This is a genomic window from Citrobacter pasteurii (assembly GCF_019047765.1).
GTDB classification, from domain to species: domain Bacteria; phylum Pseudomonadota; class Gammaproteobacteria; order Enterobacterales; family Enterobacteriaceae; genus Citrobacter; species Citrobacter pasteurii.
Genome location: NZ_CP077262.1, coordinates 4,339,834 through 4,354,236, shown reverse-complemented (window position 1 = coordinate 4,354,236; position 14,403 = coordinate 4,339,834). Strand labels below are relative to the sequence as shown.

Genomic DNA, 14,403 nt, shown 5'->3' with positions numbered 1-14,403 from the left:
AATTTTATTATCCCTATATTAAGCCAATAATAGATTCCGATGAAGCGATGAGACAACGAAGGGGTTATCTATGCGTCAGTTCTATATGAAGTACTTTACCGCGACAGAGAAATCGTCCTGGTTGGCTTGCCTGAGCGCACCGCAGCGCTTAAAGATGCTCGAAGAACTGATGCAGTGGGAGGTGACAGCCTGACCTCTGAATTACGCATTGCAGACATCATGTGTGACTGAGTATTGGTACAGGCTGTATCCTGCCATTATCCCTGAGCATCGCTGGTGGCTATTTTTTCACATGGCAAGGCGCGAACAGTGAAATTTGGTGAACCAAATAAGGTGTGAGCAACGCAGCAATGTGAAAAAATGGCCCCAGCCCTCCGGGACGCGTGTAAAAAACGCATTCTCTGCGTTGTCAGGCTTGGGGATAGATTTCTATACCCTGCGCCCTCCGCCTTGATAATGCGTTTTTTACTCAGCGTCGATGCCAGGTATAATGGCAGGATACAGCCTAAATTCGCCGCGCCAGCAGGTATTATCTGCTGGCTTTTTTCGTTTCAGCTGCGCTTAAAAGGAAAGATATGCTCTGGATAATGACCATGGGACGGCGCCTCAACGGTGTTTACGCGGCATTTATGCTGGTCGCTTTTATGATGGGCGTGGCAGGGGCGTTGCAGGCACCCACGCTGAGCCTGTTCCTGAGCCGTGAAGTCGGGGCGCAGCCATTTTGGGTCGGGCTGTTTTACACCGTTAATGCGATTGCCGGGATTGTCGTCAGCCTTGGCCTTGCGAAACGTTCCGACAGCCAGGGCGATCGGCGCAAGCTGATCATGTTTTGCTGCCTGATGGCGATTGGCAACGCGCTGCTGTTTGCCTTTAATCGCCATTATCTCACGTTGATCACCTGCGGCGTGCTGCTGGCCTCGCTGGCGAATACCGCGATGCCGCAGTTGTTTGCGCTGGCGCGGGAATATGCGGATAACTCCGCGCGTGAAGTGGTGATGTTTAGTTCGGTGATGCGTGCGCAGCTTTCGCTGGCCTGGGTGATCGGACCGCCGCTGGCCTTCATGCTGGCGCTGAATTACGGCTTCACGGCGATGTTTTCCATTGCCGCAGGGATTTTTGCCATTAGCCTGGTGCTGATTGCGCTGATACTGCCGTCTGTCGCTCGGGTGGAGCAGCCCGTTGACGTGCTGCTGGAACAAACGGGGGGCTGGCAGGACAAAAATGTGCGTATGTTGTTTATTGCCTCCACGCTGATGTGGACCTGCAATACCATGTACATCATCGATATGCCGCTGTGGATAAGCCTTGAACTGGGTTTGCCGGACAAGCTGGCAGGGATCCTGATGGGGACGGCTGCCGGGCTGGAAATTCCGGCGATGATTCTGGCGGGCTACTACGTGAAGCACTTTGGTAAACGACGAATGATGATTACCGCCGTGGCGGCCGGCGTGCTGTTTTACCTTGGTCTTATTTTCTTTCACAGCCATACGGCGTTGCTTATTTTGCAGCTGTTTAACGCCGTATTCATCGGTATTGTCGCTGGGATAGGGATGCTGTGGTTTCAGGATCTGATGCCGGGACGCGCGGGTTCAGCAACCACATTATTCACCAACAGTATTTCGACCGGCGTCATTCTGGCGGGGGTGATTCAGGGCGCTGTTGCGCAAAGTTACGGACATTTTGCCGTTTATTGGGTGATTGCGGCGATTTCAGTGGTCACGCTGATGATGACCGGGCGGGTGAAGGACGTGTAATACGTACCGGGAATTTCACGGCGTTGCAGCGCTCGTCCTGGCTACGCCGGATGGCGGCGTAAACGCCTTATCCGGCATAACAAGGACTAGCGCATAAACGCCGGCTGCTTGTCTTCGTACTCGGTAATAGCCGCTTCATGCTGTAGCGTCAGCCCGATGCTGTCGAGACCATTCAGCATGCAGTGACGGCGGAAGTCGTCGATTTTAAAGCTGTAAGACTTATCGCCCGCTTTCACCACCTGCGCTTCCAGATCCACTTCAAATTTAATCCCCGGATTGGCTTTCACCTGCGCAAACAGTTCATCCACCTGCGCATCGCTCAGGGTGACCGGCAGCAGTTGGTTATTGAAGCTGTTACCGTAGAAGATGTCGGCGAAGCTTGGGGCGATCACCACTTTAAAGCCGTAATCGGTCAGCGCCCACGGCGCATGTTCGCGAGAAGAGCCGCAGCCAAAGTTTTCCCGCGCGAGCAGAATTGACGCACCTTTATATTCCGGGAAGTTCAGCACGAACTCAGGATTAGGCTGTTGACCTTTTTCGTCCAGAAAACGCCAGTCGTTGAACAGATGAGCGCCAAAACCGGTACGCGTAACCTTCTGCAAAAACTGTTTGGGAATAATTGCGTCGGTATCAACGTTGGCGGCATCCAGTGGGACAACCAGGCCGGTATGCTGGGTAAATTTCTCTGCCATGGTAGTTTCCTTATTTGATGCTGCGAATGTCGGCAAAATGACCGGTGACGGCGGCAGCGGCGGCCATGGCCGGGCTGACTAAATGCGTACGCCCACCGCGGCCCTGACGGCCTTCAAAGTTGCGGTTGCTGGTGGAGGCACAGCGCTCGCCCGGGTTCAGGCGGTCATTGTTCATCGCCAGACACATCGAACAACCCGGTAAACGCCATTCAAACCCAGCTTCGATGAAGATCTTGTCCAGACCTTCCGCTTCCGCCTGCGCTTTCACCGGACCAGAACCCGGCACCACCAGCGCCTGTACGCCCGGCGCGACTTTGCGCCCTTTGGCGATTTCTGCCGCGGCGCGTAAATCTTCAATACGCGAGTTGGTGCAGGAACCGATGAACACTTTATCGATAGCGACTTCTGTTAACGGAATACCCGGTTTCAGCCCCATGTACGCCAGCGCTTTTTCTGCTGAAGCGCGTTCTACCGGATCGGCAAATGATGCCGGGTCGGGGATATTATCGTTCACCGAGATGACCTGACCCGGATTCGTTCCCCATGTTACCTGCGGTGCAATCTCTTCTGCCTGCAGGGTAACGACGGTATCAAACGTTGCACCATCGTCGGTTTTCAGCGTTTTCCAGTACTCTACCGCGCGGGCAAAATCATCGCCTTTCGGTGCGTGCAAACGGCCCTGCACATAGTTAAAGGTGGTTTCATCCGGTGCGACCAGGCCCGCCTTGGCACCCATTTCAATGGCCATATTGCACAACGTCATACGGCCTTCCATGCTCAGTGCGCGAATGGCTTCGCCGCAAAACTCAACCACATGCCCGGTGCCGCCTGCGCTACCAGTTTTACCGATAACGGCCAGCACGATATCTTTGGCGGTAATGCCCGGAGCGGCTATACCATTGACTTCAATCTTCATGGTTTTGGCGCGCCCTTGTTTCAGGGTCTGCGTTGCCAGCACGTGTTCAACTTCAGAGGTGCCAATACCAAAGGCCAACGCGCCGAACGCGCCGTGGGTAGCGGTGTGGGAGTCGCCGCAGACGATGGTCATACCCGGCAACGTCACGCCTTGCTCAGGCCCCATCACGTGGACGATCCCCTGATACGGGTGGTTCAGGTCGTACAGTTCGACGCCAAATTCATTGCAGTTTTTGATCAATTCCTGCATCTGAATACGCGCCATTTCGCCCGAGGCATTAATGTCTTTCGTTTGCGTCGAAACGTTGTGGTCCATCGTGGCAAAAGTTTTACCCGGCTGGCGAACCTGGCGGCCATGCGCGCGCAGCCCATCAAACGCCTGCGGAGAGGTCACTTCATGCACCAGATGTCTGTCGATATACAACAGCGGGGTTTCGTTTTGCGCCTCAAAGACGACGTGCGCATTAAACAATTTTTCGTATAACGTCCTGGCCATGATTACACCCCTTCTGCGACGTAGCGAGCAATGATATCGCCCATTTCATCGGTACTGACTGCGGCAGCGCCACGGGCTAAATCACCGGTGCGAATACCTTCTTCTAATGCGCGGTTGATGGCGCTCTCAATGGCGGTTGCCGCATCATTGGCATCCAGGCTGTAGCGCAGCAGCAGCGCCAGCGACAGGATCTGGGCGATAGGGTTGGCAATATTCTTCCCTGCGATATCGGGTGCAGAACCGCCAGCTGGCTCGTACAGGCCAAAACCCTGCTCATTCAGGCTGGCAGACGGCAACATACCCATTGAGCCCGTGATCATGGCGCACTCATCAGACAGAATGTCACCAAACAGGTTGGAACACAGCAGTACGTCGAACTGAGACGGGTCTTTGATTAATTGCATTGTCGCGTTGTCGATATACATATGCGTCAGTTCAACGTCCGGGTACTCGTTGGCGATTTCATTGACGATTTCACGCCACAAGATGGACGTTTGCAGTACGTTGGCTTTATCAATCGACGTGACTTTACGGCGACGCTGGCGAGCGGATTCAAACGCGATACGCGCAATGCGTTCAATCTCGAAGCGATGATAAACCTCGGTATCAAACGCTTTTTCATGTTGTCCGCTGCCTTCGCGGCCTTTTGGCTGACCGAAGTAGATCCCGCCGGTCAGTTCGCGAACGCACAGGATGTCGAAACCGTTGGCGGCAATATCTGCGCGCAGAGGACAGAAGGCTTCCAGTCCCTGATACAGCTTAGCCGGACGCAGGTTACTGAATAATTTGAAGTGCTTACGCAATGGCAACAGCGCACCGCGTTCAGGTTGCTGGTTAGGCGGCAGATGTTCCCATTTTGGGCCGCCAACGGATCCAAACAGAATGGCGTCGGCTTGCTCACAGCCTTCAACCGTCGCCGGTGGCAGCGGCTGACCGTGGTTATCGATAGCGGCTCCGCCCACGTCATAGTGGCTGGTGGTAATGCGCATGCCAAAACGGTTGCGAATTGCGTCCAGTACTTTCAATGCTTGCGCCATCACTTCCGGGCCAATACCGTCACCCGGCAAAACAGCAATATGATAATTCTTCGACATCACACGGTTTCCTTGTTGTTCTCGTTGTTCTGAGCTTTGCGTTGCAATTCTTTTTCGACTTCTTCAGCGCGCCAGATGTTGTTCAGCACATGGACCATCGCTTTGGCGGAAGACTCGACGATATCCGTTGCCAGACCGACGCCGTGGAAGCGGCGACCGTTATAGTTGGCGACGATATCCACCTGACCCAGCGCATCTTTACCGTGGCCTTTGGCGGTCAGGCTATATTTGACCAGTTCGATGTTGTATTCGGTGACACGGTTGATGGCCTGATAAATTGCATCGACCGGGCCGTTACCGTTAGCCGCTTCGGCTTTGACTTTTTCGCCACAGGCCAGCTTGACGGAGGCGGTGGCAATATCATTAGAACCAGACTGCACGCTGAAGTAGTCCAGACGGAAGTGCTCTGGCTCTTCCTGCTGTTTGTTAATAAAGGCCAGCGCTTCCAGGTCGTAATCAAATACCTGACCTTTTTTATCCGCCAGCTTCAGGAACGCGTCGTACAGGTTGTCCAGGTTGTATTCATTTTCTTTATATCCCATCTCGTCCATACGGTGTTTTACCGCAGCGCGTCCGGAACGGGAGGTCAGGTTCAACTGTACCTGGTTCAGGCCGATGGATTCAGGCGTCATGATTTCGTAGTTTTCACGATTTTTCAGCACACCGTCCTGATGGATACCGGAAGAGTGGGCAAACGCACCGCTACCAACAATCGCTTTGTTGGCCGGGATAGGCATGTTGCAGATTTGGCTGACTAATTGACTGGTACGCCAGATTTCCTGGTGATTAATGCGGGTCTGTACGTTCAAAATATCTTTGCGTACTTTGATCGCCATGATCACTTCTTCCAGTGAGCAGTTACCGGCGCGTTCGCCGATACCGTTCATTGCGCCTTCCACCTGGCGAGCACCGGCGTGAACGGCCGCCAGCGCGTTGCCAACGCCTAAACCTAAATCATCATGGGTGTGCACGGAGATGATGGCTTTATCGATATTCGGTACGCGCTCATACAGGCCAGAAATGATTCCACCAAACTCAAATGGCATGGTGTAACCGACGGTATCCGGGATATTGATGGTTTTGGCACCGGCGTTAATAGCGGCTTCTACCACGCGGGCCAGATCGGCGATAGGAGTACGCCCCGCATCTTCACATGAGAACTCCACGTCATCCGTATAATTACGCGCACGCTTAACCATGTAGATTGCGCGTTCGATCACTTCATCCAGCGTGCTGCGTAATTTCGTCGCGATATGCATCGGCGAGGTGGCGATAAACGTATGAATACGGAAAGCCTCAGCGACCTTCAGCGATTCTGCGGCAACGTCGATATCTTTTTCTACGCAGCGGGCTAAGGCACACACGCGGCTGTTCTTAACCTGACGAGCGATGGTTTGTACGGACTCAAAGTCACCCGGTGAAGAAACAGGAAAACCCACTTCCATCACGTCAACGCCCATACGCTCGAGAGCCAGAGCTATCTGCAGTTTTTCTTTCACACTCAGGCTTGCCTGTAACGCCTGTTCACCGTCGCGTAAGGTGGTATCGAAAATAATGACTTGCTGGCTCATGGTTTAGGTCCTTGGTGTTTAGGGCGCCTTGCTTCGAGCATAAAAAAACCCGCGCAATGGCGCGGGTTTTTGTCTTAACTGGAGCTGACTTATTGCTGAATGTCGTCCACCAGTCTACCGCGCAATGACAATGCGTTTAGTAGTAGTAGACCGTTAAAACGAGCAATGTAAGTCATCAATCAAGCTCCAGGCGAATGCGATATGCTTTTAGTGGTACTGGATATGAAGATTGATGTCAACCCCATCCCCCATAAATGCCTCCACTCGGCGGAAAAAATCTCCTGAACTTTGAGCGAATTGTGCTGAATTTTTATGGTTGTATAAAATAAATCAGCGTGTGGATTACATACTTTTCACGATTTGACATATTTGAGCATATTTGTTTTCAGCCATTGTAACGGCATATTGAAGAGATAACTTGTGGATGAATTTTCTATCTTTATGATTTATTGGTTTTTATATTAATTTTGAATGGGTTTGAGGTGCCGTGGGAAAAATGATTGATAAATAAATGTTAAGCATCGCGGTGTTAATGATATAAACATTTAATTAAATCTTAAATATACATTCACTTCGTGCATGATTGTGTATTTGTCATGGTTATGGTTATATTGTTTTCGACATTTAAACGTATGAATCATCGTGCAGTGACCTCTGCCACACTGCGCTCGCATTTGTTTTTGTTCATTCAGGCATGGGCCTTTATGTTTTCCTAATTTTAATGCTTTTCCTTTTTCTTATTTTATATGCATGGTAAATCATATTAACGGAGGTTATTTCTGAGCTCCGTCTGGGAAAAGGGAGTTTTGAGTGACAGTGGAGTTAAATATGCCAGAAGCAAAAATAATAGATAAATCTAATCTTTTAGAGATGGGGAAACCGCAGCTGCGCATGGTTGACCTTAATTTATTAACCGTTTTTGATGCGGTGATGCAAGAACAGAATATTACTCGCGCAGCGCATTCTCTGGGTATGTCGCAGCCTGCAGTCAGCAACGCAGTCGCGCGTCTGAAAGTTATGTTTAATGATGAGCTCTTTGTGCGCTATGGCCGAGGCATCCAGCCCACTGCACGGGCTTTTCAGCTATTTGGCTCTATTCGTCAGGCGCTGCAATTGGTGCAGAATGAACTGCCAGGGTCCGGTTTTGAACCCGCCAGCAGCTCACGTGTATTTAATCTCTGCGTCTGTAGCCCATTGGATAATATCCTCACGTCATTGATTTACAATCGCGTTGAGCAAGTTGCACCTAATATTCATGTTGTATTTAAATCATCGCTCAACCAAAATACAGAACATCAATTACGGTATCAGGAAACAGAATTTGTTATTAGCTATGAAGAATTCCGCCGTCCTGAATTCACCAGCATTCCGTTATTCAATGATGAGATGGTGTTAGTCGCAAGTAAAAAACACCCGCGCATTAGCGGTCCATTACTCGAGAGTGATGTCTATAATGAACAGCATGCGGTAGTTTCTCTCGATCGCTTTGCGTCATTCAGCCAACCCTGGTATGACACTCAGGATAAACAAGCCTGCGTTGCTTATCAGGGAATGGCATTAATCAGTGTACTGAATATTGTATCTCAAACTCATTTGGTTTCTATTGCGCCACGCTGGTTAGCTGAAGAGTTCTCCGAGGCTTTAGAACTGCAAATATTACCGCTACCGTTAAAACTGAATAGCCGGACTTGTTATCTTTCCTGGCATGAAGCAGCAGGTCGGGATAAAGGACATCAATGGATGGAAGAGCTGTTAGTCTCTATCTGTAAGCAGTGACCTATGGCAGAGTAAATCCGATGATGCGTCTGGTTTATTCTGCTTTTTTATTTTTATTTGAAATTTTATGCTGAAATCTGCTTTTGGTTTTTGCCTGGGAGGGTGAAAAAATAGAGTAATCGCTGTAAGTACTCATTTTTAAGAGATTATTTGTCATTTCATTTGCTTATGCTGGTTTAATTCTCCGTTTATTCGATTCTTTCCTCCGTTTTATTCTTATCCGCTGTTACACCACCACTTCGGTGTCAATTGCCAGGCCTTATCGTCAGCGGTTAATGTGTTGTTAAACCGTTATTCATTATAAGAGTGGAGGCAAGCCATGGAGATGTTGTCTGGAGCCGAGATGGTCGTCCGATCGCTCATCGATCAGGGTGTGAAGCAGGTATTCGGGTATCCCGGGGGCGCAGTCCTCGATATTTATGATGCTTTGCATACGGTCGGAGGTATTGATCATGTGCTGGTCCGCCATGAGCAGGCAGCGGTCCATATGGCCGATGGTCTGGCACGCGCGACGGGGGAAGTGGGCGTTGTGTTGGTCACCTCAGGGCCGGGAGCAACCAATGCGATCACCGGTATCGCAACGGCGTACATGGACTCCATCCCGCTGGTGATACTCTCCGGGCAGGTGGCTACCTCTCTGATTGGCTACGATGCCTTTCAGGAGTGCGATATGGTGGGGATTTCTCGTCCGGTGGTGAAACACAGCTTTTTGGTTAAACAAACGGAAGACATCCCGCAGGTGCTGAAAAAAGCCTTCTGGCTGGCGGCAAGCGGTCGTCCGGGACCGGTGGTAGTGGATTTGCCGAAAGATATTCTGAATCCGGCGAAGAAACTGCCTTATAGCTGGCCAGAGTCGGTGAGCATGCGTTCGTATAATCCGACGACGACCGGGCACAAAGGACAGATAAAACGTGCGCTGCAGACGCTGGTAGCCGCGAAAAAACCGGTTGTGTACGTGGGGGGCGGGGCGGTGAATGCTGCCTGCCACGAACAACTGAGGCAGATTGCTGAAGCACTAAATCTACCGGTTGTCTCCTCGCTGATGGGCTTAGGTGCGTTCCCGGCAACGCATCGCCAGGCGCTGGGCATGTTGGGTATGCACGGTACCTATGAAGCGAATATGACTATGCATCATTCGGATGTGATATTTGCGGTCGGCGTGCGCTTCGACGATCGCACGACCAATAATCTGGCAAAATATTGCCCGAATGCGACCGTGTTACATATCGATATCGATCCCACCTCTATTTCAAAAACCGTTACTGCGGATATTCCAATCGTGGGTGATGCTCTCCTGGTGCTTGAGCAGATGCTGGAGCTGCTGCCGCATGAAAAATCACAGCAGCCGCTGGATGATAACCGTGACTGGTGGCAACAGATTGAGCACTGGCGCGCCCGGCAGTGCCTGAAGTATGACACCCAGAGTGAGAGCATTAAACCGCAGGCCGTCATTGAAACTATCTGGCATCTGACGAAAGGCGATGCGTATGTCACTTCAGATGTGGGCCAACATCAGATGTTTGCTGCACTGTACTACCCGTTTGATAAACCGCGCCGCTGGATCAACTCAGGTGGCCTCGGCACCATGGGATTCGGTTTACCCGCAGCGTTAGGGGTGAAGATGGCACTGCCGAATGAAACAGTAGTCTGCGTCACCGGGGATGGCAGCATTCAGATGAATATCCAGGAGCTGTCGACGGCGCTGCAATATGAGCTGCCGGTGCTGGTACTCAACCTTAACAACCGCTATCTCGGCATGGTCAAACAGTGGCAGGACATGATCTATTCCGGGCGTCATTCGCAGTCTTATATGCAGTCGCTACCCGATTTTGTCCGTCTTGCTGAAGCATATGGGCATATTGGTATCCAGATAAATCATCCGGATGAGCTGGAAAGCAAGCTGGGGGAAGCACTGGAACATGTGCGCAACCACCGGCTGGTGTTTGTTGATGTCACCGTCGATGGCAGTGAGCATGTCTACCCGATGCAAATTCGAGGGGGCGGTATGGATGAGATGTGGTTAAGCAAAACGGAGAGGACCTGATTATGCGCCGGATATTATCAGTATTGCTGGAAAACGAGTCGGGTGCATTATCGCGTGTGATTGGCCTCTTCGCCCAGCGTGGTTACAACATTGAAAGCCTGACCGTCGCGCCGACAGACGACCCGACCTTGTCGCGGATGACGATTCAAACCGTGGGCGATGAAAAGGTCCTGGAGCAAATTGAAAAGCAGCTTCACAAACTGGTGGACGTTCTGCGCGTCAGCGAACTGGGGCAGGGCGCCCACGTTGAACGAGAGATCATGCTGGTGAAGATCCAGGCCAGTGGCTATGGCCGGGAGGAGGTGAAACGTAACACGGAAATTTTCCGTGGGCAGATCATCGATGTCACGCCGTCTATCTACACTGTGCAGTTGGCGGGAACCAGTGACAAACTGGACGCCTTCCTGGCCACACTGCGTGAAGTCGCTAAAATTGTGGAAGTTGCCCGTTCCGGCGTGGTGGGGCTTTCCCGCGGCGATAAAATCATGCGCTAATCATGATCGGCTTCTGAATTCGCAAGCCCAACGACACTGGTTGGGCTTTTTTTTGCGAAATCAGCGGTAACCAGAGACAAAAGCGGTTGCCGGAGTCATTATTCTGCGCTTAGATGTTAATAAATTTAACCCATGCCATCTCAAAGGTTATGGTTTGTACATTTTACGCAAGGGGCAATTGTGAAACTGGATGAAATCGCTCGGTTGGCCGGCGTTTCGCGAACGACTGCAAGCTACGTTATTAACGGTAAAGCAAAGCAATATCGCGTAAGCGACAAAACGGTTGAAAAAGTCATGGCGGTGGTGCGTGAGCATAATTACCACCCGAATGCCGTGGCGGCCGGGCTCCGTGCTGGACGCACACGTTCTATCGGGTTGGTGATCCCGGACCTGGAGAATACGAGTTATACCCGCATTGCAAACTACCTGGAACGTCAGGCGCGTCAGCGTGGGTATCAACTGCTGATTGCCTGCTCTGAAGATCAGCCGGATAACGAAATGCGCTGTATTGAGCATCTTTTACAACGCCAGGTTGACGCCATTATCGTGTCGACCTCCTTGCCGCCTGAACATCCGTTCTATCAGCGTTGGGCGAACAGCTCATTCCCGATTGTGGCGCTGGATCGCGCGCTGGATCGCGAACACTTCACCAGTGTTGTCGGCGCAGACCAGGATGATGCGGAAATGTTGGCGGAGGAACTGCGTAAATTCCCGGCTGAAACCGTGCTCTATCTGGGGGCTCTCCCTGAATTATCCGTCAGTTTCCTGCGCGAACAGGGTTTCCGTACCGCGTGGAAAGACGATCCGCGTGACGTGCACTTCCTGTATGCCAACAGCTATGAGCGGGAGGCAGCAGCGCAGCTGTTTGATAAATGGCTGGAAACACATCCGATGCCTCAGGCACTGTTTACCACGTCGTTTGCCCTGCTGCAGGGGGTGATGGATGTGACTCTGCGTCGCGATGGTCAGTTACCGTCTGATTTAGCGATTGCGACGTTTGGCGACCACGAACTGCTCGACTTCCTGCAGTGCCCGGTACTGGCGGTGGCGCAGCGTCATCGTGATGTGGCTGAACGTGTGCTGGAGATCGTCCTTGCAAGCCTTGATGAACCGCGTAAACCAAAACCAGGATTAACGCGCATTCGGCGTAATCTGTACCGTCGCGGCATCCTTAGCCGTAACTAAGTGGTTGCTATTGATGGCATTGGAGAGAATGCTTCGATGCCATCAAATATCTTACTGTCAGAAATAACCTTATTATATTTAAGAATATTCTTTAGAATTATCTGAATTTCATTCTTTAATTATCCTAATTTAAAAATGCAACTATCCTTTTTTGGGTTATTGATACGTAACGACGCGTTACGTTTGTATTATTTTGTTACATGCTTGTGTGGATTTGCCGAATTAACAAACACTTTGCCGTCGAATTGCGGCAATCCCTCGCCTTCCTTGGCCGTACGGGTCGTACAGACCGATGAACTGGTACTGTTATCTCGCCGCATATTGTCCTAAAATGCCGCTCGCGTCGCAAACTGACACTTTATATTTTCTTCTGATGATATTCAGTTGTTTTAAACAATGATGAGTTGTTGGATTTTTTTCTTACAAATATTCATGACGTTAATTTGCTTCGTTTGCTGTACGGAATTTGCTCAACGCAGATATTAGCCGTAAACAATGGGTTTTTTGCTCCGCTAAGCGCCGTGACTTGCTTGACAAGGTTTTCCTCCGCTCCGTAAACTCCTTTAAGTGGGAATTTGTGGGATAAAGTGGTAATCGGGGGTGAGACTGGCATGTTCCGGGGAGCAACGTTAGTTAATCTCGACAGTAAAGGGCGCTTATCCGTGCCTACCCGTTATCGGGATCAACTGCTCGAGAGCGCTACCGGTCAGATGGTTTGTACCATTGACATCCATCACCCGTGCCTGCTGCTGTACCCCCTGCCTGAATGGGAAATTATCGAACAGAAGTTATCGCGTCTGTCGAGCATGAATCCAGTTGAGCGTCGCGTACAGCGCCTGTTGTTGGGTCATGCCAGCGAATGTCAGATGGATAGCGCTGGTCGCTTATTGATAGCGCCCATTCTGCGGCAACACGCAGGGTTAACGAAAGAAGTGATGCTGGTTGGGCAGTTCAATAAGTTTGAACTGTGGGATGAAACGACCTGGTATCAACAGGTCAAGGAAGATATCGACGCTGAACAGTCTGTTACCGGCGCGCTGTCGGAACGATTGCAGGATTTGTCTCTATAAAATGATGGAAAACTATAAACATACAACGGTGTTGCTGGATGAAGCCGTAAACGGCCTGAATATTCGTCCAGACGGCATCTACATTGACGGGACATTTGGTCGCGGCGGTCATTCACGTCTGATCCTCTCGCAGCTTGGCGAAGAAGGACGTTTACTGGCTATCGATCGCGATCCGCAGGCTATTGCCGTAGCACAGACGATTACCGATCCCCGTTTTTCCATCGTCCATGGACCTTTTTCTGCGCTGGCTGACTATGTCGCCGAGCGCGGACTGACCGGTAAGATCGACGGGATTCTTCTCGATCTTGGGGTTTCTTCTCCGCAGCTTGATGACGCTGAGCGCGGATTCTCATTTATGCGTGACGGTCCGTTAGATATGCGTATGGACCCAACACGCGGTCAGTCAGCGGCCGAATGGCTGCAAACCGCCGATGAAGCAGACATTGCCTGGGTGATTAAAACCTTTGGCGAAGAACGCTTCGGCAAACGCATTGCACGCGCCATCGTAGAGCGCAATCGCATCGAACCGATGACCCGCACCAAAGAGCTTGCGGAAGTGATTGCGGCGGCAATGCCGGTGAAAGACAAATTCAAACATCCCGCGACCCGTACCTTCCAGGCGGTGCGCATTTGGGTGAACAGTGAACTGGAGGAGATAGAGCAGGCGCTAAAAAGCTCGCTCAGCGTGCTGGCACCAGGTGGTCGCCTTTCGATAATCAGTTTCCATTCGCTTGAAGATCGCATTGTGAAACGCTTTATGCGCGAACAAAGCCGTGGTCCTCAGGTTCCGGCTGGAATACCGATGACCGAAGCGCAGATCAAAAAACTGGGCGGTCGTGAGTTGAGAGCACTAGGCAAGTTAATGCCGGGCGAAGAAGAGGTTGCTGAAAATCCTCGTGCCCGTAGTTCAGTTCTGCGTATTGCAGAGAGGACGAACGCATGATCAGCAGAGTGACAGAAGCCCTCAGCAAAGTTAAGGGATCGATAGGAAGCAACGAGCGCCATGCTTTGCCTGGTGTGATCGGTGACGATCTTTTGCGGTTTGGGAAGCTGCCACTCTGCCTGTTCATTTGCATTATTTTGACGGCGGTTACCGTCGTGACAACCGCACACCATACGCGGTTACTGACCGCGCAGCGTGAGCAGCTGGTTCTGGAGCGAGATGCGCTGGATATCGAATGGCGCAACTTGATCCTTGAGGAGAACGCGCTCGGCGACCATAGCCGTGTTGAACGGATCGCAACGGAAAAGCTGCAAATGCAGCATGTTGATCCCTCACAAGAAAACATCGTAGTACAAAAATAAGGATAAA

14 protein-coding genes are annotated in these 14,403 nt (G+C 51.2%); 9 read left to right on the top strand and 5 right to left on the bottom strand.

Features of this window, described 5'->3' with window-relative positions:
• The first annotated feature begins 70 nt into the window (after positions 1-70).
• Together sgrT and I6L54_RS21055 are read left to right on the top strand one after the other, a co-directional pair.
• Positions 71-193, top strand: a complete 123-nt coding sequence (sgrT, locus tag I6L54_RS21060; protein WP_005124538.1) for a glucose uptake inhibitor SgrT — start codon at positions 71-73, stop codon at positions 191-193.
• A 382-nt stretch (positions 194-575) separates the two neighbouring features.
• Positions 576-1,754, top strand: a complete 1,179-nt coding sequence (locus I6L54_RS21055) for a sugar efflux transporter (protein WP_040230147.1) — start codon at positions 576-578, stop codon at positions 1,752-1,754.
• 86 nt (positions 1,755-1,840) lie between these two features.
• Here I6L54_RS21055 and leuD read toward each other — a convergent pair whose 3' ends face one another.
• From leuD to leuL, 5 genes are all read right to left on the bottom strand, one after another.
• Positions 1,841-2,446, bottom strand: coding sequence for a 3-isopropylmalate dehydratase small subunit (leuD, locus tag I6L54_RS21050; RefSeq protein WP_005124542.1), 606 nt, complete (start codon positions 2,444-2,446; stop codon positions 1,841-1,843).
• A gap of 10 nt (positions 2,447-2,456) precedes the next feature.
• Positions 2,457-3,857 (bottom strand): 3-isopropylmalate dehydratase large subunit, encoded by a 1,401-nt coding sequence (gene leuC / locus I6L54_RS21045; RefSeq protein ID WP_005124543.1) that lies wholly within the window; start codon positions 3,855-3,857, stop codon positions 2,457-2,459.
• A gap of 2 nt (positions 3,858-3,859) precedes the next feature.
• Positions 3,860-4,951: a 3-isopropylmalate dehydrogenase gene (gene leuB, locus I6L54_RS21040; RefSeq protein ID WP_005124544.1), complete on the bottom strand. Its 1,092-nt coding sequence runs from the start codon at positions 4,949-4,951 to the stop codon at positions 3,860-3,862.
• The gene (gene leuA, locus I6L54_RS21035; RefSeq protein WP_005124546.1) at positions 4,951-6,522 is read right to left on the bottom strand and encodes a 2-isopropylmalate synthase; all 1,572 of its coding nucleotides are present in this window, start codon (positions 6,520-6,522) and stop codon (positions 4,951-4,953) included. Before leuA ends, leuB begins: the two co-directional genes overlap by 1 nt.
• 89 nt (positions 6,523-6,611) lie before the next feature.
• Entirely contained in the window at positions 6,612-6,698 is an 87-nt protein-coding gene (leuL, locus tag I6L54_RS21030) for a leu operon leader peptide (RefSeq protein WP_137378391.1), read from the bottom strand.
• Positions 6,699-7,350: 652 nt separating this feature from the next.
• Between leuL and leuO the strand changes: the two genes are divergently transcribed.
• The 7 genes from leuO to ftsL all read left to right on the top strand — a co-directional run bounded on the left by leuO (position 7,351) and on the right by ftsL (position 14,396).
• Positions 7,351-8,298, top strand: a complete 948-nt coding sequence (gene leuO, locus I6L54_RS21025; RefSeq protein ID WP_005124547.1) for a transcriptional regulator LeuO — start codon at positions 7,351-7,353, stop codon at positions 8,296-8,298.
• A gap of 319 nt (positions 8,299-8,617) precedes the next feature.
• Complete coding sequence (ilvI, locus tag I6L54_RS21020; protein WP_072041407.1) at positions 8,618-10,342, top strand: acetolactate synthase 3 large subunit; 1,725 nt, start codon at positions 8,618-8,620, stop codon at positions 10,340-10,342.
• A 2-nt stretch (positions 10,343-10,344) separates the two neighbouring features.
• Positions 10,345-10,836: an acetolactate synthase small subunit gene (ilvN, locus tag I6L54_RS21015; RefSeq protein WP_003829566.1), complete on the top strand. Its 492-nt coding sequence runs from the start codon at positions 10,345-10,347 to the stop codon at positions 10,834-10,836.
• Between the two features lie 180 nt (positions 10,837-11,016).
• The gene (cra, locus tag I6L54_RS21010) at positions 11,017-12,021 is read left to right on the top strand and encodes a catabolite repressor/activator (protein ID WP_005124558.1); all 1,005 of its coding nucleotides are present in this window, start codon (positions 11,017-11,019) and stop codon (positions 12,019-12,021) included.
• A 611-nt stretch (positions 12,022-12,632) separates the two neighbouring features.
• A complete protein-coding gene (mraZ, locus tag I6L54_RS21005) occupies positions 12,633-13,091 on the top strand; it encodes a division/cell wall cluster transcriptional repressor MraZ (RefSeq protein WP_005124560.1) in 459 nt (152 codons plus the stop codon).
• A 1-nt stretch (position 13,092) separates the two neighbouring features.
• Positions 13,093-14,034 (top strand): 16S rRNA (cytosine(1402)-N(4))-methyltransferase RsmH, encoded by a 942-nt coding sequence (gene rsmH / locus I6L54_RS21000; RefSeq protein WP_005124563.1) that lies wholly within the window; start codon positions 13,093-13,095, stop codon positions 14,032-14,034.
• Positions 14,031-14,396, top strand: a complete 366-nt coding sequence (gene ftsL, locus I6L54_RS20995; protein WP_000625651.1) for a cell division protein FtsL — start codon at positions 14,031-14,033, stop codon at positions 14,394-14,396. Before rsmH ends, ftsL begins: the two co-directional genes overlap by 4 nt.
• The last annotated feature ends 7 nt before the right edge of the window (positions 14,397-14,403 follow it).